This is a genomic window from Rhizobium sp. 01T444, from assembly GCF_056398305.1.
The window spans coordinates 41,059-63,480 of record NZ_JBFTPD010000037.1 but is presented as its reverse complement, the minus strand read 5'-3'; the positions used below and the strand labels follow the sequence as shown (position 1 = coordinate 63,480).

Annotated in this window: 22 protein-coding genes and 1 pseudogene; 11 read left to right on the top strand and 12 right to left on the bottom strand. The window is 58.3% G+C overall.

Annotated elements, in window-relative coordinates; genetic code table 11:
• The first annotated feature begins 38 nt into the window (after window positions 1-38).
• Window positions 39-317 carry an HU family DNA-binding protein gene (locus AC1DTN_RS32600; protein ID WP_310384674.1) on the top strand — a complete coding sequence of 93 codons (279 nt, stop codon included), beginning with the start codon at window positions 39-41 and terminating at the stop codon, window positions 315-317.
• A 96-nt stretch (window positions 318-413) separates the two neighbouring features.
• Here the strand turns inward: AC1DTN_RS32600 and lov are convergent, their stop codons facing one another.
• Window positions 414-1,448, bottom strand: a complete 1,035-nt coding sequence (gene lov / locus AC1DTN_RS32595; protein WP_477924274.1) for a blue-light-activated histidine kinase — start codon at window positions 1,446-1,448, stop codon at window positions 414-416.
• A 666-nt stretch (window positions 1,449-2,114) separates the two neighbouring features.
• On the opposite strand from lov, the gene AC1DTN_RS32590 reads away from it, so the two are divergent.
• Together AC1DTN_RS32590 and AC1DTN_RS32585 are read left to right on the top strand one after the other, a co-directional pair.
• Window positions 2,115-2,552: a DUF2231 domain-containing protein gene (locus AC1DTN_RS32590; RefSeq protein WP_113321807.1), complete on the top strand. Its 438-nt coding sequence runs from the start codon at window positions 2,115-2,117 to the stop codon at window positions 2,550-2,552.
• Window positions 2,552-4,129 (top strand): PQQ-dependent sugar dehydrogenase, encoded by a 1,578-nt coding sequence (locus AC1DTN_RS32585; RefSeq protein WP_113321808.1) that lies wholly within the window; start codon window positions 2,552-2,554, stop codon window positions 4,127-4,129. Before AC1DTN_RS32590 ends, AC1DTN_RS32585 begins: the two co-directional genes overlap by 1 nt.
• Before the next feature lie 392 nt (window positions 4,130-4,521).
• Here the strand turns inward: AC1DTN_RS32585 and AC1DTN_RS32580 are convergent, their stop codons facing one another.
• The 3 genes from AC1DTN_RS32580 to AC1DTN_RS32570 form a co-directional block, all read right to left on the bottom strand.
• The gene (locus AC1DTN_RS32580; protein WP_113321809.1) at window positions 4,522-4,821 is read right to left on the bottom strand and encodes a DUF982 domain-containing protein; all 300 of its coding nucleotides are present in this window, start codon (window positions 4,819-4,821) and stop codon (window positions 4,522-4,524) included.
• A 69-nt stretch (window positions 4,822-4,890) separates the two neighbouring features.
• Window positions 4,891-5,367: an Hsp20 family protein gene (locus AC1DTN_RS32575; protein ID WP_477924273.1), complete on the bottom strand. Its 477-nt coding sequence runs from the start codon at window positions 5,365-5,367 to the stop codon at window positions 4,891-4,893.
• Window positions 5,368-5,721: 354 nt separating this feature from the next.
• A complete protein-coding gene (locus AC1DTN_RS32570) occupies window positions 5,722-6,090 on the bottom strand; it encodes a response regulator (RefSeq protein ID WP_113322025.1) in 369 nt (122 codons plus the stop codon).
• A 616-nt stretch (window positions 6,091-6,706) separates the two neighbouring features.
• Here AC1DTN_RS32570 and AC1DTN_RS32565 point away from each other — a divergent pair.
• The gene (locus AC1DTN_RS32565; RefSeq protein ID WP_029868648.1) at window positions 6,707-7,051 is read left to right on the top strand and encodes a hypothetical protein; all 345 of its coding nucleotides are present in this window, start codon (window positions 6,707-6,709) and stop codon (window positions 7,049-7,051) included.
• A gap of 231 nt (window positions 7,052-7,282) precedes the next feature.
• Here the strand turns inward: AC1DTN_RS32565 and AC1DTN_RS32560 are convergent, their stop codons facing one another.
• Together AC1DTN_RS32560 and AC1DTN_RS32555 are read right to left on the bottom strand one after the other, a co-directional pair.
• A complete protein-coding gene (locus AC1DTN_RS32560) occupies window positions 7,283-8,146 on the bottom strand; it encodes an alpha/beta fold hydrolase (protein ID WP_113186384.1) in 864 nt (287 codons plus the stop codon).
• Window positions 8,119-8,442 (bottom strand): hypothetical protein, encoded by a 324-nt coding sequence (locus tag AC1DTN_RS32555; protein WP_113322026.1) that lies wholly within the window; start codon window positions 8,440-8,442, stop codon window positions 8,119-8,121. Before AC1DTN_RS32555 ends, AC1DTN_RS32560 begins: the two co-directional genes overlap by 28 nt.
• Window positions 8,443-8,723: 281 nt before the next feature.
• Between AC1DTN_RS32555 and AC1DTN_RS32550 the strand changes: the two genes are divergently transcribed.
• Window positions 8,724-10,190, top strand: a complete 1,467-nt coding sequence (locus tag AC1DTN_RS32550) for a PAS domain S-box protein (RefSeq protein ID WP_113322069.1) — start codon at window positions 8,724-8,726, stop codon at window positions 10,188-10,190.
• 656 nt (window positions 10,191-10,846) lie between these two features.
• On the opposite strand, the gene AC1DTN_RS32545 is transcribed toward AC1DTN_RS32550, so the two are convergent.
• The 3 genes from AC1DTN_RS32545 to AC1DTN_RS32535 all read right to left on the bottom strand — a co-directional run bounded on the left by AC1DTN_RS32545 (window position 10,847) and on the right by AC1DTN_RS32535 (window position 12,371).
• The gene (locus AC1DTN_RS32545) at window positions 10,847-11,164 is read right to left on the bottom strand and encodes a DUF982 domain-containing protein (protein ID WP_477924272.1); all 318 of its coding nucleotides are present in this window, start codon (window positions 11,162-11,164) and stop codon (window positions 10,847-10,849) included.
• A gap of 659 nt (window positions 11,165-11,823) precedes the next feature.
• On the bottom strand, window positions 11,824-12,030 hold the full coding sequence (locus AC1DTN_RS32540; RefSeq protein WP_477924271.1) for a hypothetical protein: 207 nt from the start codon (window positions 12,028-12,030) through the stop codon (window positions 11,824-11,826).
• 104 nt (window positions 12,031-12,134) lie between these two features.
• Window positions 12,135-12,371: a hypothetical protein gene (locus tag AC1DTN_RS32535; RefSeq protein WP_477924270.1), complete on the bottom strand. Its 237-nt coding sequence runs from the start codon at window positions 12,369-12,371 to the stop codon at window positions 12,135-12,137.
• A gap of 441 nt (window positions 12,372-12,812) precedes the next feature.
• Here AC1DTN_RS32535 and AC1DTN_RS32530 point away from each other — a divergent pair, with 441 nt between their 5' ends.
• The 3 genes and pseudogenes from AC1DTN_RS32530 to AC1DTN_RS32520 all read left to right on the top strand — a co-directional run.
• Window positions 12,813-13,025, top strand: coding sequence for a hypothetical protein (locus tag AC1DTN_RS32530; protein ID WP_113186358.1), 213 nt, complete (start codon window positions 12,813-12,815; stop codon window positions 13,023-13,025).
• Window positions 13,026-13,225: 200 nt separating this feature from the next.
• On the top strand, window positions 13,226-15,115 hold the full coding sequence (htpG, locus tag AC1DTN_RS32525) for a molecular chaperone HtpG (RefSeq protein ID WP_477924269.1): 1,890 nt from the start codon (window positions 13,226-13,228) through the stop codon (window positions 15,113-15,115).
• Between the two features lie 61 nt (window positions 15,116-15,176).
• A pseudogene (locus tag AC1DTN_RS32520) lies at window positions 15,177-15,663 on the top strand (ATP dependent DNA ligase); the annotation flags it as partial.
• Window positions 15,664-15,737: 74 nt separating this feature from the next.
• On the opposite strand, the gene AC1DTN_RS32515 reads toward AC1DTN_RS32520, so the two are convergent.
• Window positions 15,738-16,349 carry a CGNR zinc finger domain-containing protein gene (locus AC1DTN_RS32515; RefSeq protein WP_477924267.1) on the bottom strand — a complete coding sequence of 204 codons (612 nt, stop codon included), beginning with the start codon at window positions 16,347-16,349 and terminating at the stop codon, window positions 15,738-15,740.
• Window positions 16,350-16,445: 96 nt separating this feature from the next.
• On the opposite strand from AC1DTN_RS32515, the gene AC1DTN_RS32510 reads away from it, so the two are divergent.
• On the top strand, window positions 16,446-17,390 hold the full coding sequence (locus AC1DTN_RS32510; protein ID WP_477924265.1) for a DMT family transporter: 945 nt from the start codon (window positions 16,446-16,448) through the stop codon (window positions 17,388-17,390).
• Between the two features lie 57 nt (window positions 17,391-17,447).
• Here AC1DTN_RS32510 and AC1DTN_RS32505 read toward each other — a convergent pair whose 3' ends face one another.
• On the bottom strand, window positions 17,448-17,843 hold the full coding sequence (locus tag AC1DTN_RS32505; RefSeq protein WP_113322033.1) for a response regulator: 396 nt from the start codon (window positions 17,841-17,843) through the stop codon (window positions 17,448-17,450).
• A gap of 616 nt (window positions 17,844-18,459) precedes the next feature.
• Here AC1DTN_RS32505 and AC1DTN_RS32500 point away from each other — a divergent pair.
• Together AC1DTN_RS32500 and AC1DTN_RS32495 are read left to right on the top strand one after the other, a co-directional pair.
• Window positions 18,460-20,235, top strand: a complete 1,776-nt coding sequence (locus AC1DTN_RS32500) for an adenylate/guanylate cyclase domain-containing protein (protein WP_477924263.1) — start codon at window positions 18,460-18,462, stop codon at window positions 20,233-20,235.
• A gap of 745 nt (window positions 20,236-20,980) precedes the next feature.
• Window positions 20,981-21,163 (top strand): hypothetical protein, encoded by a 183-nt coding sequence (locus tag AC1DTN_RS32495; protein ID WP_113186366.1) that lies wholly within the window; start codon window positions 20,981-20,983, stop codon window positions 21,161-21,163.
• Between the two features lie 354 nt (window positions 21,164-21,517).
• On the opposite strand, the gene AC1DTN_RS32490 is transcribed toward AC1DTN_RS32495, so the two are convergent.
• Window positions 21,518-22,366, bottom strand: coding sequence for a DUF1236 domain-containing protein (locus AC1DTN_RS32490; RefSeq protein WP_477924261.1), 849 nt, complete (start codon window positions 22,364-22,366; stop codon window positions 21,518-21,520).
• Window positions 22,367-22,422: the final 56 nt, after the last annotated feature.

The window sequence follows — 22,422 nt, the reverse complement described above, 5'->3', positions numbered from 1 at the left end:
GTCAGGGATTGCGCATCAACGACGATGCGGAGAACGACATGACGACGACCAACGAAATCGCAGACAAGATTGCTGGCGAACACGGTCTGACGAAGGTACAGGGTAAGGCGATCGTCGAGGCGGTCCTCGCTTCGATCACCGAGGCAGCTCTTGCCGGCAACGAAACCTCGCTGCCGGGCTTTGGCAAGTTCAAAGTCAAGGCGACGCCGGAGCGCGAAGCACGCAATCCCTCAACCGGCGCGACGATCAAGGTTGCGGCCGCAAAGAAGCTGACCTTCCAGCCGGCCAAGGCGCTCAAGGATGCGATGAACAAGTGATAGGCGAAGAGCCTCGTCCGGTCAGGAGAGGCTCTAACGCTACGCATTTGGTAACGCTGGGTTCAACGTTGCTTTCACCTGCCAAAAAAGCCGTTCTCAGGTGGTCAACTCCGCCGTTGGGATTTCAATGTCGATAAGCAGCCCTTCATCGAGCCAGTTTCTCTCAAGGCGCCCCTTGAGCTGTTTTTCGACCATCGCACTGACAATCACGGTACCAAATCCTCGTTTGGTCCATTTAGACGGAGCGTCGGCGCCGGTCTCCCGCCACCGGATGCTGAGGCCCCTGCCCGACTGCCCCGGCCTCCAACGGATGGAAAGTGTTCCCTGCTCGACGGCAAGGGCGCCATGACGGGCTGCGTTGACAGCGAGTTCGTGGAAAACGAGCGCAAGTGGCTGGACGATCGATGCCGGCAACCTGATGTCCGGCCCACTAAGTGAAGCGCGGGCCGCTGCGAACGGCGCCACTTGTTGACGAATGAGTTCCTCAACGGAAATGCTTGTCCATCTTCGCTCAGCAAGCAAGGCGTGGGCACGGGCAAGCGCCTGCACGCGATGTTGGATCGCGGCGGCATAAAGTGCCGGGTTATCTGCATTGCTGAGGCGGACGATGCTATCGACTATCGCCAGGACATTCTTCGCGCGGTGATCGACCTCCCTCAGCAAGCGGTGCTCGGAGGCCTCCAGGGCTTCGACGCGGCGATACTCTGTCATGTCGATTTGAGATCCAAAATAATACAGGATCCGTCCATCGTCGCCGTGGATTGGACTTAGGTGCAGGCGATTCCAGAACGGCTCGCCGTTTTTCTTGTAGTTGAGGATCTCGACGTTGACCTCCCGCTCGTCGGCTATGCCTGCACGAATTTCTGCAACAGCTATAGGAGATGTCGCAGGCCCTTGCAGGAAACGACAGTTGCGGCCGAGCACCTCCTCGGCGCTGTAGCCTGTCAGTTCGAGAAATGATTTGTTTGCAAGTACAATCGGCAGATCGGGTGTGCGCGCGTCTGTGACGACCATCGGCATCCTGGTGCGCTCGAAGGCGATGGCCGCCAGTTCTTTGCGATCGCCGTAAGCCGCCTCTGACGATGCGGAAGGCAAATCACCTTGGAGTTTTTTCGTTGAATGGCTTTTCATGCGTCCACGCTTGCGAAGAGATGGACCAATAACGCGGCGCGAGCTCCTTTGTTTCCGACACGGTCATTCAATGGGATTGCGGCGCGGGTCCTCCGAGACGTGTCTGACAACGTGTCACGTCCACGAAAACGTTCGGCCGCGCCGCTTTCCCACATCCGCTGTCCGGAAACCGCGCTGAAGACGGTGATTGGAACGCGAGAGGATCCCGGCAATGAGAAGGCGGATGAGCCCAATCGGGTCGGGACACTCGGTTTGGCTATGTCAGCTTTCGCGAGTTTGTGAACGGACCCGACTTCCAGGAGCCGCAGCAAGTTCATGAGGTCGCAGGTTGCGTGGATGAGCGACGATAGTGCAGTGAATAATGGAAACGTGCAGCACGTCTTATCGGCAAGGCGGCGCGCCGGCCAACTGAGACGACTACCTGTTTTCGCAGGCAAGTTTGGCCGGTTGAAACATCGTGCTCGCGAACTCGTTTTCCACCGCAGGAAGGATTGCGCCTTGGAGCAGGTTAGACCTCCGCGGTTGCTTCCTCTCCTTCTTGTTCGCGCTCAGCCCTGTACTCCAACGCCGCTCGTGCCCGTTGGTGCACCAACACGCCGGGTCGGAACCATCTCCCGTCGACGTAGTTTGATAAGCATCTGAAAGCTCTCATTCTACGGAGCATCCATGGCAATATTTTCTCCGACTGATCGAGACGCAGCCGCCTATCCGATACAGTCGCTCTTTGTGCCATTTCCATTCGTGTGCTTCACGCTTGCACAAGCCACCGATATCGCCTTCTGGCAGAGCGGCAATCTTATGTGGCAGAACTTCTCCGCATGGCTGCTGCTGACGGGCCTGGTCTTCGGCGTGCTTGCGATCCTCGCCGGGTTGATGGATCTGATGCGTCCCCGCACCCGTCCGCTGCGGCCTCCCGTCCTGTCCTGCCTGCTCTACTTGATCATACTGGCGCTCGCTTTTGCCAACAGCCTTGTGCATGCCGGCGATGGCTGGACGGCAGTGGTTCCCTATGGACTGGCGCTTTCAGCTGCGACATTTCTGTTGTGCCTGATTTGCGTAGCACTGTCCGCCCGCAAATATGGCAGACTGGCTTGGAGGATATGATGAAGAAATCCCAAATCCTCGGCGGGTCCGTTTTGACGCTGTTTGTTGTGGTCGGCCCCGCAGCTTACGCCGAAAGTGGAAGATTTGACGTTTCGACGCAGATCGGTCCAAACCCGATCCTTCCGGATCCGGCCCCATCGCTGCTTCCGCAATTGAAAGTGGCGAAGGTCGTTGGGTGGCAGGATGGCGAGGCACCGGCTGCGCCGAATGGCTTGACTGTTACAGCCTTTGCAAAGGACCTGGCTAATCCCCGGACAGTCCATACCTTGCCGAACGGCGATGTGCTGGTGATTCAGTCGCGCGGACCATCTGGGGAAACGACCTCACGACCGAAGGATTTCATCCGGGGCTGGATCATGTCGATGGCCCATGGGAACATGGGCGAGCAGAAAGAAAGCAACATCATCACATTGCTGCGTGACACGAACCGCGATGGGACAGTGGATGAGAAGCACGAGCTTCTGACGAAACTGGATTCGCCGTTCGGCGTCGCTTGGATCGACGACACGCTCTACGTCGCCTCCACCTCCGCTATCCTCGCCTATCCCTATAAGCTTGGGCAGAATGAGATCACCACCCGGCCAAAGGTTCTGACCCCGTTGCCCGGGGGTCCGATAAACCACCATTGGACAAAAGATCTGGCGCTCAGCCCGGATGGGAAGCTGCTCTACGTCTCGGTCGGCTCGAATTCCAACATTGTCGAGAACGGGCTTGAGGCGGAAAAAGGCCGCGCAGCGATCTGGCAGGTCGATCGCCAGACCGGTGCCGCGCGCGTTTTCGCATCGGGTCTGCGCAATCCGAATGGGCTCGCCTTCAACCCTGAGACGGGTATGCTGTGGACGGTGGTCAACGAACGCGACGAACTCGGGCCGAACCTCGTTCCTGATTACATGACCTCGGTGAGGGAAGGTGGTTTCTACGGGTGGCCCTGGAGCTACTATGGCAATCACGTCGATGCGCGCGTGCATCCGCAACGTCCCGATCTGGTCGAAAGGGCGATCCCACCCGATTATGGCTTGTCGAGCCATGTCGCAGCGCTCGGTCTGACTTTTTCGATGAACTCCGCGCTTCCAACCGCATACGCCAACGGCGCCTTCGTTGGCGAGCACGGCAGTTGGAACCGCGACAGCTTCAACGGCTACAAGGTGGTGTACGTGCCATTCGAGCATGGCAAGCCATCCGGCAAAGCGCAGGATGTCGTCACGGGCTTTATCCAAGGCGATCAGGCGAAAGGACGCCCGGTCGGTCTGGGGATCGACGGTACGGGTGCGCTCCTTATTGCTGATGATGCCGGCAATATGGTCTGGCGCGTTGCTTCCTCTGACGGCAAGGTCACGCCCCAGCCAATCGGCACGGACCAGGTTTTGGTAAACACGCAAGCTTCGACGGATACGAATGCCGATCGGACTATCGACGTGGACCCGGGTATCGGAGAGGACACGACGGGTTCGACTGCACAACCGCGGGCGCCGACGGCCTCTAACAACGAGCATCCGACCGACCTGAAATCAGATGCCGGACAATCGGACAGGTCCGCACCTTCGCAAATGCAGGTCGCCCCGGCAGCCGGTCCCTAGGCAAGTCGCAATCCCGACTTGCTGTCGAAGACGCGGTACGATCGGCGGGGGCTGATGGCGTGCGGTCAGCCAATTTGAAGCGCGGCGTCTATCCAACGACGATGGGAGACACGGGTGTCCATCTCCGACACCGGCGACATTGCCGCACAGCACAACTGATCGAATTCGTCGTAGCCAAGTCGCCGGCACGCAAGAACATGCCTGAGCGGCGGCTTCGAAAGGCCGACGCTCAGACAGCGAGAATTGTCCGCTTGTCCTCGACGAAAAGGTCGGATGCCATTACTACCTCGCCTGGCGGCCGAAACGGGCCTTCTTTTCGCGCCAGAACGGATGGTGCAGTCACGATCCCACTCGCTGGCATGCGCCAAGGTACTGTCACCCATCGGTCGACATCAACGCACGTGCAGATCATTGTCGCACTGGATCTGGGACGCGACAATGGGGTCGGTTTCCGACGCCAACATATCATGTTTTTCGGCAAAGGCGGCAAACAGGCCGCGCGCGGTCTCTGCTTCTGTCTCGCCTCGGAGCGCGGAACAGCAGGCCTTGAGTGCGACGGAATGCGCAGTGTCCCTCAACGACACCGGCCATTCGACGAGATGCCGGTAGGCGTCCATCACACCGCGAACCTCAGCCGGAAATCCGAGGCCGACAAGAATGCACATAGGCTTTTTGAACATATCGGGTTTCATGATCCCCTCCTTCCAAACCTGGAACGTCCTGAGGGCGCCGTCACAGCGGCGCCCTCCTCGCAGGAAGCGTTAGGCAACCTTCTGCGCTTCGATCTGCGCCGGAGCGGCCGCTTCCGCCAATGCGGATTCGGTCTCGATGGAGATTTTCCGCGGCTTCAGTGCCTCGGGGATCTCGCGAACAAGATCGATCGACAGCAGACCGTTCCTCATATTAGCGCCGTTCACCCTGACATGATCGGCAAGTTCGAACCGATGCTCGAACGGTCGGCCGGCGATGCCGCGATGGAGGTAGCCATCCGCAGTTGTCTCCTGCTTCTTGCCGGTCACGGTCAGAAGGTTTGACTGGAAGGTGATGTCGAGATCGTCCTGCGCGAAGCCCGCCACTGCAATCGAGATGCGGTAATTGTCGTCACCCGTCTTGACGATGTCATAGGGCGGCCAGTCGCTGATCGAGCGGGCACGCTGGGCGTTTTCGAGAAGATTGAAGACCCGGTCGAAGCCAACGCTCGAGCGGAAGAGGGGTGCATAGTCGTAAGATGTTGCCATAGCCATATCCTCCTTGAAGCAACATGGGGTACAGATGCCGGACGCTATTTCTTCCAGCGGAGCCAGCCCATCATTAGCGGCGGCCGAGATCGAGTTGGATTTTCACGATTTCCGTTTCAAGAGCTGTAACAGAAAAATATGCCTGTTTTCGCCTCCGCCCGCCGACCCAATCCGACTCGTGAATTCCGGGGCTCTGAGACGGCGTATAAGTGCTCGCATCAAGTGCCGATCGACTTTTCTTGGACGAACACGGTCCTACGAGCCTTTTAAACGAGGATGGATGCAGCATCGACCGTCTTATTGGACGCAGTTTCGACGATCCAGATCGTGAGCAACTAAATCCGGCGGATCGTTCTATGTCGTCTGCCCAGACCGATCCTGAAGCATTTGTTCGCGAGCGCTTTTTGCCGCCAGGGATAACGCCTTCCTTATTCTTTCGGGGCTGATGGGGGCCCCTCCTTTTGCGTCTTCGAAGATGTCAGGATCAGCAGATAGATAGGCGACGCCCAGTCCGAATCCAGCAAACAGCGCGCGTGCGATGGAGGGGCCGGTAAGGCCGTCACCAAGCCGAACGTCGATGATCGCGGCATCCGCCTCCGGTCCAAGCTCTATCGCTTCGGAAGTGTTTGTCGCAATACCGGCGATTTCAAATCCTTCGGCGATCGCGATACCCTCGATCGCGAGAGCAAGTGCCGGTTCCTTTTCGACGATGAGTAGACGCATGGTTCCTCTCCAAGGCAGTTCGGCACGCTCACAGCCGTCGCCACCAGGACGTGGTGATCGGTAAGGCAAAGCTCACAGTTTTGAGATCTCGTAGATCATTCTCTCACCAAGTTCGGTGATTGCCTTGGCGCCGCCACCCACTAAACACCCCGATTCCTTTAGCTGTTCCTCGTATAGGACTTCAGTCCGGGGGTATCCCGGACCAAGGTACCCGGGTACTGATCACCCGGCCGCAACAATGAAATTTCCCTGCCTGCCGCTGGCCAGGATGCGGGACCGCGGACTGGCAGCCGGTGGAACGATGTCCTTCACGGGACGATGAATGAAGTGAGGCCGCTATGGAACTTGTACCGATCGGGCTTACCGACCAGGACGCGTCTTAGATTGTCTACTTCATTCTACTGACCCCCTAATGGGAGGGGCAAAGACGCGATCCCGAAGCGAGGCCCGTGAACGATGTCGGATACCGCTGAAAGCGGAAGGCTCGATAGCGCTCGACCTCAACACGCCGAATAGGAGGTTCCATAAATCTTTCGTGACCTACCGCATTGGAACATGTGCCATCAGCCGTTGTTTAGCTGCCGTGAGAGAAACGATGACCCTGAAGGACAAGATAATGCGTATGAAACTCGTAGCTGCGTCACTGCTCGCCCTCGGCATGGCAACATCCCTGTCCTATGCTCAGTCCAACCCGACGCCGAATAATATGGCAGGCGATAAGACCATGGGTGAAGACGCTGGCGGCGGCGCAAATGGCGACATGCAGAACAACACAGGGACAGGCCCTGTCGTAATCGACCCCGGCTCAACGAATAGCACTGTCGGCGGCCCCATGAACTCAACGGGCGCCGTCAACCGCGCAAACTGTCCTGCCCGAGCTGCTCCTGGCACAGTCGATACCCAGGCAGGCAATAGCGGTGCGTCGGTAAGCGACGCTTGCCCGGACACCGACGGCCAGTGACATCCGGCCAAATGGCCTGATGACTTGTTAGTGGTCGCAAATTTCATTGCCCGCCGATCGACGGCGGGCTTTGCTGTCAGATCTCCAAGCACCATCCGAACTCCAACTACCGGGTTCATGCGATCGAAGGCCGATCGGGAACATGTTGACGAAAAGGCGCCTATTGACCGTCGTTTGGCCGATCAGGCGGACCGCACTGGGCTTCAGCTGAAATACCAACCTGACAGAAGTTTATTCTGAAAGAAACGTGGCGACCGCCCTTGCAAGATCGACGGGGTTCTCCTCGGCCACGTGATGACCGCTTTCGATACCGAAACCACGGACATCGGTCGCCCAGTCCCGCCAGATCGCAACGGGGTCGCCGTAAATCTTTGCAAGATCGTCCCGAGCCGACCACAGGCACAGCATCGGACAGATAACTTTGCGACCTGCGTCGCGATCTGCTTTATCGTGGAGATGGTCAATGCGAATCCCGGCGCGATAGTCCTCCATCATGCCGTGAACGACCTCCGGCCGATGAATCGCTTTGCGTAGATCCTCGTAGGCTTCTTCACCCATCAGGTCTGGCGAAAGACTATCGTACCATGCTTCGGGATCGGCAAGGATCACTCTCTCGGGCTTCTCTGGCTGGGCGAAGAAAAACCAGTGGTACCAGTCTCTGGCGAACTTCCAATCTGCTCGCTCGAGGTGTTCGAGAACCGGAATGCAATCGACGACAATCAGCTTTCGAACTACTTCCGGATGGTTCATCGCCATGCGGAACGCCGTGAGACTGCCTCGATCGTGGCCAAGAGCGAAGAACTCGTTGTGGCCCAATCGTCTCATGAGTTCTACCAGGGCAATCGCCTTCTCCGCCTTCGAGGAGTGCCGGCTGTCAGCAGCGTCCGGTGGCACATATGAGCGGCCGAACCCGGGAACGTCGGGACATATGACGGTAAACGATGACGACAAAAGATCGGCGACCCTCCCCCACGTCATGTGCGTGCGTGGGTGGCCGTGCAGGAGAACGATGGCAGGACCGCTCCCACCAACACGCAGACGGATAGGACCGGCATCAACCTGGACGGTCATGAGCTGGAAATCTCGAAATGCCATTTGCCCCCTCCAGCGTTGGTGATGAAGTCGGCCTTCCAGCGGCCTCGAGGACTGTAGCCTTCGGCTAGATCACCACCTTCACATCCATCATCTGTCTCCGACGATCCAAAGCCCGTGCAGCCGGCGTTCTGCTCGGCCGCCCCCAGCAGAAGGATCGCCTCGTCCGCATTTACTGGCTTCAGGCCTTCAAACCAGGCTGCAATGACTGTGCTGAGGCCGTCTTCGGGATCCCGAAGCCGCCTGTTGCCATATGCCGGTTGGGATGCGGGATCGTCGCCTCGAAAGATTTCGTTCAATCCCAATAGTCCGCTGCTGACGAGGCGATCTTTGTTCGGTGCGAGCCTCCTTGGGGTCTCGATCGATATCCTGCATGCAATGGTGATCGTTGGTTTTAGGAGATCTGACCTAGTGCTGCTCTTTACCGTTTCCAGTGGCCGCGCATGAAAATTTTCCTAATTTCATCTTTGACTTACAATCGCGCCCTTCGATATGCAGACGAGCCGGTTTTGGTCCTTTTCTGCCGTTGACTTGCTGCTCGCGAACTTTCAAAAGTGACACAATGACCGAGGCGACTTTCATGCGCGAAAATAATTCTGCCGTGTCCAACCAGGGCGAACTGGCCGCGATCATTCGCGATTGCGACTGGGCAGGCACCGCCCTTGGACCGATATCGTCCTGGCCGATCCAGCTCAGATGCGCAGTCGATATCGCGCTTCCCTCCCGTGCTCAGATCGTCATGTTCTGCGGACCTGATTTCATCGCCATTTATAATGACGCCTACGCACCGACCATCGGGACAAAGCACCCTGCAGCGCTTGGCAGGCCGGCAAAAGAAAACTGGGCGGAGCTCTGGGATGATTTGGAGCCGCTGCTGCGCAAGGTTTTGGAGACTGGCGAGACCGTTTTTGCCAAGGACAGGCCTTTTTATATCGAGAGGCATAACAGGCCTGAAACGGTCTATTTCGATATCTCCTATTCCCCTGTACGCGATGAAAACGGCAAGGTTCTCGCGGTCTTCTGTGTCGTTAGCGAAACGACCGCCCGGGTCGGCTACGAGGCGACGCTCAAACGGCTCGCATCGATCATTGCTTCCTCTGAAGATGCAATTCTCGGTATCGATCTCTCTATGATGATCACCGACTGGAACGATGGCGCCGAGAAGCTCTACGGCTATTCGTCCAGCGAAATTCTCGGTCGCCCGGTGACAGTTCTTATTCCAGACGATCGCGTAGATGAGGAGGCTCGCATCATCGCCCGCATCAGGGCCGGCGAGCGTATCGAGACCCACGAGACGATCAGGCGCCATAAGAGCGGAAAACTCTTGGAGGTCTCCCTTACGGTATCTCCGATCTATGATGCGGATGGCAGTATCGTCGGCGCCTCGAAAATCGCCAGGGATATTACCGCGCGCAAACAAGCCGAGCGGGTCCAGGAGGTTCTCATCGCCGAGTTGAACCATCGGGTCAAGAATATCCTGGCAACGGTTGCGGCCATCGCACGTCAGACATTTGCGGGCGCGCGGGATATCGAGGCAGCAAGGGCGGCTTTCGACGCAAGGCTGCAAAGCTTGGCGAGGGCCCATGATTTGCTCACCCATGGCAACTGGGGGGCCGCAAGCCTTCGGAGGGTGGTCGCGGAAGCGCTGTCAGCATACTCGACGGAGCGCGTCGACATCACTGGGCCGGATATCAGTATCTCGCCCAAAGCAGTGGTCGCGATCGCGCTCATTGTGCATGAGTTGGCCACCAATGCTGCCAAATACGGCGCCTTATCGGCCGAGTCTGGCAAAATTTCAGTCTCCTGGAAGTTGGAAGGTTCACCCGACTCCTTGCTGAGACTGCTATGGAGTGAGAGCGGTGGCCCTCCAGTTAGACCCCCCTCACGGCGTGGGTTCGGGTCGCGCTTGATCGAGGCAATGTCGTCCGGACAGCTCAACGGCCGCGCAGAACTTGCATATGACGAGAGTGGCCTGCGTTGCCTGATCAGCGCACCTCTGGATGTAGAATGGAGAGATTCTGACCACGAGGTTGCGGACTCGGCCTAACGAGGCGCCTTGGTCGGCCAGCGCAGCACTGCGCCGAACTCAGGATCTCGGGGAATGTTCGAGCGGCGCATTCCGCTCAGGCTCGAGCTCAACGAAGAACAGGTCGATGCCCGTTTCAAAACGGAGTTCTAACCGGTCGCCTTGGCGAAAAGAGAAGGCGCAGTCGCAGATCAAGCGTATCGCTATCACGGGCTGATCCACCCAACTAGACGGCCTGGCGGCTTGGCCTGCGCTGGCCGTCAGTCTCTCGCCAACAGGCCGTAACTGGGTATTCCGGGGCGAGGTGACGGGTTGTATGCCCGCGGTGATCCGTCCGGGGCGATACCGCGGAGAGGTCCTCCAAATGGATCTGTCGGCAGGGGGACAGATCATTCGTCTTGACGACGATACGCACCGTCCTGAGGATCTCGCACCGTCATTGGGGTGTTCTTGGTTTGCGGGCAAATTTCACTCAGGAAAAGGCGAAGGCGTAGCGGCTGGACGTGAACCTTGCCGCGGTGGCCATTCCTAGCTTATCGAAGCTGGCAACGTCGACGTATTAGCTTCGGCTTTGAAAGAGGCGCGTGAAGGCGCCTCTCGCGCATCTAAATCCCCGCTGTCGCCGCGCGAGCCCGAATCGCCAAGCATCGTTGCGGCCGCCAGCATCCGCCCCGGCGTTATCTGCTTGAAAAAGCCAGATGAGGAAGCCGCCGGGGAAACACCGTGGATTTCCTGTCCGGTCCCGCCGCTACGGTGGGCATGCCGGCTTCAAGGCATGCGCCAACGAATGCGTCGCGAGCAAGCATAGCGGGTATCGCGCCACTCAGCGCTCCCCGGCACACCTTGACAGCCCGGTCGTGTCGCTGGCCGTAACGGAATGGCCATTCGTTTTCTAGGAAATCCAAGGCATCGTATGTGCCTGCAAATGTGCGGTCCAAACCACACTGAAGCCGGATCCTGACCGGCCGACTCCATGGAACATCGTTCAGCGGCATCTTGTCCTCCTTACAAGCCACCAATGATCCTGACGATAAGATATTGTGAAGGGTCTACGAGCGTTCAAGAGGTAACAGAGGCGCTCGGCTCGGCTGGGCCGACAAGGCAGACAACCACGAAGCCAACGATGAGCAGCATCGTCAAATTCGCGAATTTTATCCATTAACGATATCGCGACGATCCCACCCCGCCGGCTGAGTGACGGCTCAATTTGACCGGTTTGCGCTCCTGCTCGTTACGACGTTATCTGGTCATCGCTTCGGCGTCGACATCCGACCGTCACCGTCCAAATGCCCGTCGTCGCCTCATGCCGCGAAACACGACGACCTCGTCCCTAGGATCGATGAAGAACATCCTGGGCGACAGCTGCAACTGCAGGCCGTCGGCACTCAGCTACCGGTCGTCCCATCGCTGGAACAAAAAGAGCGCCACATGCTTTTCTCTCTGCAACAAATGGAGGATGCACCATGGTATTTACACCGAATGATCCCCTCGGCCGCCCCGACCGGGATGCTGACCTGCGAACAACCCCGATCGACCGCCGCCGCAGCGGACCCTGGGCTTTCATTATCTTGCTAGCGCTCATCGCCATCGCAGGATTTGCATATTACAACTACGGGACGCCGGGCACTGATCCGCAAACGACCGCGTCCACCAATCAGGCAGAGCCGACGGCCGTCCCCGCCCCGGCGACACCGGTTGCGCCGACGGGGGGCAATGCCCCAAACGCACCGACGGCGCCCAGCAGGTAGCGGCCAGCAATAGTGGATGAAGCCCGCCAATCCACGAAGCCGGAAAAAATGAGCCCGACATGATTGTCGGGCTCCGAGTAGGCAGTGAGAAGCTGGCGCAGTCCACCAATCACTGTTGCGCTCCACTCTTCCGGGCGAGGGCATCCACGGCGCAGTATCGTGATTTCGCGACAATCCAGATCGGCGGCGCCATGAATAGCGACCGTGAAGCCGCGGATCAGGGGAATGGAGTTGCCAACGACGCGGCAAACTCCGGATAGAGGCTTTCACGCAAGCGCTCGAGGTGTTTGATACGTGTCTGTTCGCGCAGCATGGTGTCCGCCGTCGTATCGCACCAGCCACCCTGAAGATTGTCAGTCGTCATTATCCGGCCACCGGAGACAATGAATTCGCAAAGCCGCCGTCTGGCGTGAATTTCTCCGGTCAGTTCAAAACAATGCGCCTGGCGGGTCATTACATATCGTCTCCACATAGTACTTTGAGGAGATGGATAAGCCCCGCACCTCGACCAGAGGGACCAAGGTCTGAGGTTGATGGTCATTGCGTCAATGAACAACCCGCGCCAAAGCCATCCGGGATAGCGCCTAGGGGCAAGCCTCGTCGTCAAATACATTTGCGGGGAGTAGGTGTCACGGAGGCTGGCCGAACGAGCGTCAGGCTCGGGTCTCTGGTGTTGTTTTTTCAGTGAGCCGGTGTCGCCACATCCTGGAAAACGTGATGCCGGCCTTTTCCAAGCACAGACGATCGGTCGCAGACTGCCTGGCCGCCCGAGGGGTGAGAGCCATGTCTTTTCGAAGAAAAATGGACGCCGACCGATCCAGGAAAACGCAAGCTTTGCGATCGGAACAATCGTGCTCGCGGCCCATTAATTCGCCTAAAGAGCCAGGAGCACCAGATGCACACCGATCGACCATTCGAGCGGCGCAAAAAGTTGCGCGGACACGCCTACACGCTTGCTGAATTTCAGCAGAAATACGAGCTTGCTTGCCCGGAGGCCAAGTACTTGTTTGCCAAATTCGGGCCGTCTTCTATCGATTTGGACCTGTTGATGTCGGCAAAAAGGCGCGCTCCGACCATACATTCGATAACGGATGAGATCAGCCTCTAGATCTCCGACCTCGCGGTATCGCATTCTCGTCGGGCGAGCAAAATATGCGACCACGACAAAGCGCGGACGGGAGATCGTTTTGCGGGCAATGGTGTCGCCGGCGCGCATGTGGGGCTGATCGCCGATCCTCCCCTTGAAATTCGCGCATGACTTTGCCAACTCATCGACGCCGTTTTCAATATGAAGGAGTAGCCGCACACATGCCGACCGCCGCAGAAACGCCTGCTGAGAGCCATGTCTTTGAGGCCGACGTCGCCCGCCTTCTGCATATGATGGTGCACTCGGTCTATTCGGACAAGAACGTCTTCCTGCGCGAGCTGATTTCGAACGCCGCCGACGCCTGCGAAAAGTTGCGATACGAGTCGATCGAAACACCGTCGCTTTCCGGATCCGATCCCGAGAGCCGCATTGTTCTGTCGCTCGATGAGGAGCATCGACAGCTGTGCGTGGAGGACAACGGGATCGGGATGAGCCGGGAAGAGCTGGTTGAAGCGCTCGGAACCATCGCCCGGTCGGGTACGCGGGCCTTCATGGAACAGCTTGAAGCCGGCAAAGTGGCCGAAGGGGCTCAATTGATCGGCCAGTTCGGCGTTGGCTTCTATTCCTGTTTTATGGTAGCCGAGCGCGTCGACGTCGTCTCGCGTCGGGCCGGCTCGAACGAGGCCTGGCTGTGGTCTTCCGACGGTAAAGGCAACTACAGTGTCAGCCCCGTCGATGTTGCGCAGGCGCCCGCACGCGGCACTCGTATTCTTCTTCATCTGATGGAGGAGGCGAAGAAATATACATCCCGGCGGACCATCGAGCAGATTGTCAAGGAGCAGTCGGGCCACGTGCCAGTCGCAATCAGCATTGTCGACAAGCCCGGCGGCGAAGCGCAACGGGTCACCGATGGCAGCGCACTCTGGACGAAATCGAAAAACGACGTCAGTCAGGATGAGTATCGTGATTTTTATCGCGGAATCTCCGGCCAATATGACGATCCGGCGCTGACCGTGCACTTCCGTGCAGAAGGCCGACATGAATATTCCGCTCTTGCTTTCGTTCCCGGCTCGCAGCCCTTCGACATGTTCGATCCTGACCGCAAGGGCCGAATGAAACTCTACGTCAAGCGCGTGTTCATTACCGACGATGCCGAACTCCTGCCCCGCTACCTTCGTTTCGTGCGCGGCCTTGTCGACACATCCGACCTACCCCTCAACGTCTCGCGCGAGATGATCCAAGAGAGCCCTGTCCTGTCCTCGATAAAAAAGGGTGTCGCTAACAGGGTCATCACGGCGATCGAAAAACTTGCCGAAAGCCAAGGGGATACCTTCCTCACGCTTTGGGAGAATTTCGGCGCCGTATTGAAGGAGGGCATCTACGAAGATTTCGAGCGGCGTGCCCAGCTTCTGGCCTTGTCACGCTTCCGCACCACTGCTTCCTCGGATGGATATCGCTCACTTGCCGATTATGTGCGGGACGCCAAGGATGGACAGAGCGCCATTTATTATCTTGCCGGCGTCAGCCTGGAACAGTTGAAGGCATCGCCGCAGCTGGAGGGTTTCCGCGCGCGAGGCGTCGAAGTGCTACTGCTGACGGACTCGATCGACAGTTTCTGGGTCATGAACGCGCCGGAATTCGAAGGAAAGACGTTCAAGTCGATTACGCAGGGTGCCGCGGATCTGTCGCAATTTCCCGCGCTCGACGACGAAAAGGCCCCACCACCGGAGACGGCCGCCGGTGCCCAGACCTTCATTGCCTTTGTCAAGGACAAGATTGCCGACCAGGTTGCCGATGTCAGGGCGTCAATTCGCCTGACGGAAAGCGCGGTCTGCCTCGTCGCCTCCGACGAAGGTTACGACCGGCAGATGGAGAAGATCCTGCAGAGCGCCGGTCGCCTCCAGGACACCGCCAAGCCGATCCTGGAAATCAACCCGAACCACGCGATGATCAAGGCAATCGCGGACCTGGAGGATCATTCGCCGCTGAAAGGCGACGCGGCGCAGCTGCTGCTCGACCAGGCTCGCATTCTCGATGGCGATAAGCCGACAGATCCTCGTGCCTTTGCCGAACGTCTCGGGCGCCTTTTCGAGAAAGCGGCGCGCCCCTGAATCCTCGGCGCTCTCTTGGCCGCCACTTTTGGGTTGGCGCGGGCAGTTGTCGCTCGCGCCCGACGGCGCCGGTGGCGCGATCCAGCCGTCGGTGGAAGTTGCGGGCGATGGAACCACGCTGCTGGAGAATGCGTGCGCAATCGGGGTGGAAGGTATCATCGCCAAGCGCCGCGACAGTACCTACCGCTCGGGCCGCAACGGCGATTGCCTGAAGTTAAGTGCGTGCAAAGTGAGAGCTTCATGGTCATCGGTTGCGAGCAATGCAAATTGGCGCGCAGCGGCATCGGAAGCCTGCTCCTTGCCGGCCGCGGCGGTTCCGCTTGGGTCTCCGTCGGCTCCGTCGGAACTGGGTTCAAAGAAAAGGATTCGGCATATCTCAGGCGACCCTCGACAAACTCAGGACAAAAACCCCGGTCCTGCCGCTCAAAGGCAAGGACCTGGTCTTCGCGCAGCTGACGCTCATTGCCGAGATCGAGTTGCGCGGCTGGACCGGCGACGGGATTTTGCGCCACGCATCCTATAAAGGCTTGCGGGAGGATCAGGATAACCGCGGTCTTCGACATCGGCAAATGATCTGGCGACTTTGTGGTTGTGCAGCGGAAAAGGCATCTGCTCTGCTTGATCAGTCGGCCCGGGCAGCCCGAAATTTGCGCACCCTTGCGTGCGATCCGCAGGTTTTGTCCGAGCACCATCGCCGGTGACCGCCACGAGATTGATCCAGGAAGAGCCACCCGCAATTTGGGCCCTCGCACGCGCGTATAGGACGCCGTCCCTCTCGCGAGGTCAACAGGTCAGTCGCTATCTGAGCGATACGGTTGCTGATGGCTGCCAGATCCTTGGCGTCCGCGCGATGCCACACTATTTTGCTTCCAGCGCAACCGAGTGATTGCTGCGCCAGTGCCCGGCGGGCCATGCCGTCAACAAGCTCCAGATCGTTCTGGCTGATAGAGATTACATTGGATTCCGATAGAAACAGGCGGCAGAGGGCCTCGCGCAATTCCTTCGCTTGCTCAAGCGCAATTTCAGTGTGGGAGCCCGGCTTGCGGGCTTTGGCGAGCAAGACATCGCGTTCCTTGTCGTCGATCAGATCAGCGCGACGGGCCCAAACCACCAGGTCGTCGTAGGTGTTCAGGAATTCGGGACCCCAACTGTCACCACGACTATCGACTGTATTCACGAAGTCGAGCGCCGGATGGCCGCCAAGAAGGCTGATGTTACGGATCGTCTTCTGCATGCTCATACCGTGAATATCGTTGCGCGGAACGATCTGGACAAGAGCGAGTTGTAACGGTGTAATTAATTTTTACCCGTTACACAGATCGGAGCCGTCATGGTCACCGGCGTCAGCAAAAACCAACTACGCTTCCTGATGCTTTGCGCAATTTGGGGAAGCACCTGGATTGGAACCAAGGCCGGCATTGACGTCGTCCCGCCACTCCTTTTTGCCGGCACGCGTTTCACCGCTGCCGGCATATTGCTCCTCTTATACGCGTGGACAAAGGGCGAAAAGGCCAGCCTGAAGATGCAAGATGGATTTCGCTTCACAGCCGTCAGCATTCTGATGATCACGCTCTGCTATGGCCCGCTATTTTGGGGCATGCAATATATCAATTCCGGAACGGCCGCTGTTTTGGAGATGTCGCTCACCCCGATTGCGCTCCTGGTATTCGCTCTCCTGCTAAACGAAGAAAGGTTGGACAGCCGCCGGATCCTTGCGATCGCTCTTGGGGTCTCAGGGCTTATCGTTCTGTTCTGGCCCGCCTCTTCGCATGAAACGTCCCCATCCCCTGATCCCTTCCCAGGCGCCAGCCTATGGGGCGGGTTGGCGGTTGCGGCCGCTGCCTTCACCTACGGCTATGGTTCGGTGCTCGCCCGCCCACTGCTGCGAACCTATCCAGCCTTGTTCGTTGCAGGCATGACGACCTTGGTCGGAGGCATCGCGCTCCTGATTTCAGCCTTGGCTTTCGAACCGGGGGCGTTATCTGCTCTCTCCGGCAATTGGGGAACCACCGCTTGGCTCGGCTGGTTCTTTCTGGTGATCTTCGGCTCGCTGATCGGCTACACGACCTTCATGCGCCTTTTGCGGGACATCGGCGCATCCCGTGCCGGCAGCTACGCTTTCGTTTCGCCGGTGATCGCTGTTGGTCTTGGCGCTGCTGTCTTCGCTGAGCAGATCACCGTCATGGATGTGATCGGCATCGTCGTGATGCTGAGCGGCGCCTATCTTGCAATGTCGGGAGTGCCGGAGACCGAGTCGGCGACCTACGAAAGCTGAACGTAGAGTAGCGGTGGCATGCCTCGGGGCGCGTTTGCGGATATTTATTCCAAGTCATTACATGGCGACCGGAATGCGCGTCAGCCTCGGAGGAACAGGCATCTCCCTGCCCTCTCGGACAGCTTGTGCATAGGCGACAGCCTGGCCAATGACGTGCTCGTCGTACGGCTTGGAGATCACAGCGACGCCGGCGCTGCTGTCGAGAACGGCTTCCGGGTTGGCGGTCGTGAACACGACGGTGATGTCCCTCGCCCGCAGGGCCTCGGCGATCTCAGGCCCGGTGATGCCGTCTGCCAGCCGTACATCGACGAGCGCCACTGCGGCGTCATCTGCTGCCTCAAGCGCCTCGGTCTTGGTGCGCGCGGGTCCCACGACCTCGTGCCCGAGGTCGGCAAGCATTCCTTCGAGGTTTATTGCGATGAGGAATTCGTCTTCGACGATAAGGATGCGCATGTAAATTTCCGGTTCGGTTTCGCCACAAGATGGGCCTTGTCCGAGAACTAGCGACATTTTTTGGAAATCAACCTTCACGCCGGCGCGGTTCCCTGGCGGGTCATCCATTCCTCGGTCGGATCAATCGAACCAGGCTTCCGAAACCTGAAAGGCTTCTGCCGATGTCCAGCCTTCCATCAGACCTCTTTCACGATCTGCGCCGATGCAGAGACCAGGCTCACTCCGCCGGTGACGCCGGGATTGGCCCTCGTTTGCGAAAGGACCTGCGCGTCAGAACCGTCGCAAGCATCCGCAAGCGTTGCCCGCCCGCACTAGCTCAGCCGATTAGATCTTGCGAACGTTCGCAGATCGGCGGGGCCCGGCATGACGAGCGCTTCACCGGCATCGTGCTCGCGAGACGGGAAGGCTGTGCATTCCGCGGTCTGCGGCCAACCCGATCCCGCCAGGCATCATCCGAAACTGAGCGCGAACGGTGCGCAACAGAGCAACGACCTCCGCTTCCCGAGTATGCCGTCTCTGGCCGAGATTTTTCCTCGCTTCTTCCACCGGTCACAGATTATGCTGGCACCTTCAAGTGGTTCGCGCACGATTTTTACCATGAGCGGAGGATCGCGCCTTGCAGCGACGGCTGGCAGCTATCATCGTTGCCGATGTGGTCGGCTATTCACGGCTCGTCGAGAAGGACGAAGGCAGGACGCTTTCGACGTTGAGCCGGTTGCAGGCCACAGTGCTCCAGCCGCTGATCGCCAGACATGACGGGCGCGTCGTGAAACTGATGGGCGACGGCTTGATTGCGGAATTCGCCTCGATCGTCGAGGCGGTATCCTGTGCGATCACGATTCAGAACGCAGTGGCGGCTCAAAATAATCCATCCGATACCTCCAGCAACATCGTCTTTCGCATCGGTATCAATCTTGGCGATGTCGTTGTCGAAGGCGAGGATCTTCTAGGGGACGGAGTGAACGTCGCAGCGAGGCTGGAGCAACTCTGCCCGCCGGGCGATATATTGATCTCCGGTAGCGCATACGAACATCTCGCCGGAAAGATCGACGCGACGATCGAATATGCTGGAGAGCAGCAGCTCAAGAATCTCTCGAGGCCAATCAGAACCTATCATCTGCCGCTCAGCGGATCTGCGTTCGTTTCACCCAAGGTTTCGACCTTGACCGGACAGGCGATCGCCGTTCTTCCGTTCGAGAACATGTCCGGCGATCCCGAACAGGTCTATTTCAGCGATGGAATCACGGAAGACATCATCACAGAACTCGCCCGCTTCACCGAACTGATGGTGATTGCACGAACGTCGTCTTTTGCACTTCGCGGTCGGGCGGTGGACCTGCGCGAGATCGGGCGGCTCCTCGGCGCCGGCTACGCTGTCGAGGGCAGTGTCAGGCGGGCGGGCAACCGGGTGCGGATCACCGTACAGCTCGTTGAGACAATCGGTGGGACGCATCTGTGGGCCGATCGCTACGACCGGTCCATCGAGGATATCTTCGCCACGCAGGAAGAGATTGCACGGAACATAGTTGCGATGGTGGCACAACGTGTCATCGACAATAACGAGTTGACATCGCGAAGACGCCGACCGGAAGACGTGCAGGCCTACGACCTCTTCCTGCAAGGCAACCGCCTCTCCGACGACTTCAGGCCTGGGGCACAGGAGCGCGCACAGGCACTGTTCGAACGCGCCGCCAGGACCGACCCGAGCTTTGCAAGAGCCCATACGGGCCTCGCTTACATCTCCCTCAATCGAGCCTCGGACAGCATAGGCGTCCCCAGGGAGCGCGACGAGAACCGGATTGAGGCTTTGCGCTCGGCCGAAACAGCTTTTTCTCTTGATCCGAGTGATCCGCGAGTGCAGTGCACGCTAGGCTATATATGCCTGACCTGGAGAGACTTCAAAAGAGCAGAGCACCACCTCAATCTGGCGAAGTCCATGAATTCGAATGATGCCACAATTTTGATCCTCTGGGCCTGGATGCAAGGAGCGCTCGGCCGGGCGGAACGGGGTCTGGCTGGTGCTGAGATCGCCTACCGACTGAACCCTCTTTATCCGAGTTGGTACAACTATTACAAGTCGCGCCTCCTGTTCCTTTCGGCGAGGTACAGTGAAGCCGCACTTCTCCTGGAACAGAGAACGTTCGACACACCTGATAGAGAGCCGCGGGACATGGCATGGCGCGCCGCCTCCTACGCTCATCTGGATCGGATCGAGGATGCCGAAAGATGCGCAGAGGTCTTTCTCAATGCCGTCACCGCGCGGTGGTGCGGGGATAGGGCGGCAGGCCCGGCTGACTATGTGAATTGGCTTGTCGATGTTTCCTATCTCAGTGAGGATCGGGACGTTTTGCGGCTCCGCGTTGGACTGAGGCGCGCCGGATTGCCGGCGTAGCGACAGCGCAACCGCGTTTCGGTGCTGGCGTAGATCAGGCTCTGTACCTCGCCATTGTACGCAGACGGGCGTGTCATGGTGTCCGATCCGTTAAGCGACACTCGTAGAAACGCTCGCCGTATACCGAGCAAACATCAACATCACGAAGCGATCCTCACTGGCCCCGCAGAGACTGACGTGGCTCGATTCTCTCATCTCGCAAAGTCCCCTCATCGTCGAGCGGCCAATCCTGGATGAGAACGCGCGCGGCATCGGTGAGACTACGGATGAATGTTCGCGGCTTGTTGTTTTGGAAATTGAGACCAATCGGCGCAAAGGCCGAATATCTATTCGTCGTCATGCCTTCACCCGTTCCATTGAGAATGGATTGATACACCCATGATGCCGTGGTTGTATTTCATAGTTAAAACAGCGTTAACGTGCCGGGAGCATAACGGTTGATCGACGTCTGCGAAAAGTGCCGCGAACACGCACGTATAGATGAAGGGTTCCTCGTCGGCCGGCTGAAACGAAAACGGCTGACGCGCCATCGCGGTCGGTTTGATCATTTGGTCGTGCCGATCAGAAAGGTGGAGCTCGAAATTAGTCACCAAGTGCCACAATGAGGAGACATGGGTGTTTGCCCAATCTCCTGAATTTGGGACCCATTCCAAATCTTGAAAGCGGCTGGAACATCCTTGCGACGCGGTTGTTAGTCCCGCGAGGTCTGTGGTGACCTCGAGATCACAAACCAAGGAGGAGTCAAATGGCCAACCAAGGTGGAAGCCACGAACAGCACGTTAAAGCCGGTCAGCAAAGCCATAAGAATCAGGGTGCGAAATCCGCATCTTCTGGTTCGGAAGGCCGGCAAGACAATTCACGTGGCACTCAAGGCGGTTCGCATGAACAGCATGGAAAGGCTGGTCAGCAAAGCCGTAAGAATAGTTAGGGCTTTACCGGAAGTCCCCATAGCCCGCGCTGCCGCGCGGGCTTTTCTACGCGGCGTTAAAACGCCGATGATCCTGATGCAGGCTCGTAGTGATGCTCGTCGCGTGGAAGTGCAAAAGCTCCGGCGTCGCACTTGAAGATGAGGTCGTCAAAAGCAAGAGCACGCCGCGAGTCCATGCTGTGGCCTACCCCATCCTGAGGACGATCTGATCAATGCTGACGGACCCAGTCTGACGGACTATCAATCCCTTGAGAGGATGTGAACGTAAGTTGGAACGGGAAGGTTGTATCTGTTCAAATCCTGAAAATCCTCATGCAGCACCCGGCGGCGGCATACACCGCCGGGTGCTGCCTGCTAGGCCGAAATTATGTAGACGATCGTGAGAGCATCGGGATCGACGATAACGATCCGGCCGTCTGCAAGGAGGAAGAAGCGGTAGCCTTCGTAAGCTGGGGCGATCTTCACAATACGCGGCGGCAGCCGTTCCAGATGGACCCTCTTGGGAATCTTGGTTCCGATAGATACCGTGAAGTCGACTTCCTTAACAGGCTCGACCCGAACTTCCTTCACCACCTCTCTAATTTCGGTCTGCTGTTCGACTGTGACGTTGACGTTGGTTTTGGTGTTGTTCGTGGAGCTATTGTTGTTGACGTTCGTTTCCGTGGATTTGTTATTGGGCGTCGACGTGTTCTGGTCGGTCGACGGCTTCGACGCGTCACCGCTCTTCGTCATGGTGCCGGACGAATTGGAGCCCTGCGCGCCGCTTTGTGAGCCTGCCGGCCCAGAACCGCTGCTATTGGTTGCTCCTGCATTGGTATCGGACTTCTGTCCGGCGGTACTGCCTTCGGAAGCGTCCTGCGAACTGGATTTTGATTTCGTTGGTGTTGACGATTTCTGCGTATCGGAGACGTCCCCCGCCTTGTGTTGCGACGGCTGGCCCTCGCCATTCGGGCACGCACCGGCGGCGTTGGGAGTACAGTCGCCACCACCCGAGACAGTTGCACCGGCCTTCGACTGTTCAGTCTGCGAGCCGGACTGCGAACTTGACTTGGTGTCGGCCTGCGAACCAGAACCCGATTGCGTTTCAGTCTGCGATTGAGACGGTGCTGTATCGCTGCCTTGTGCCGCGACAGGCAGGGTGGCCAGTGGCGACACGCTAAGTGACAATGCGGCTACGATAATGGTGAGATGATTGTCTCTCATGATTGATCTCCCTGATGGGCACAACATACCGTCTCCGCGTTCTTGCGAAGTCCATG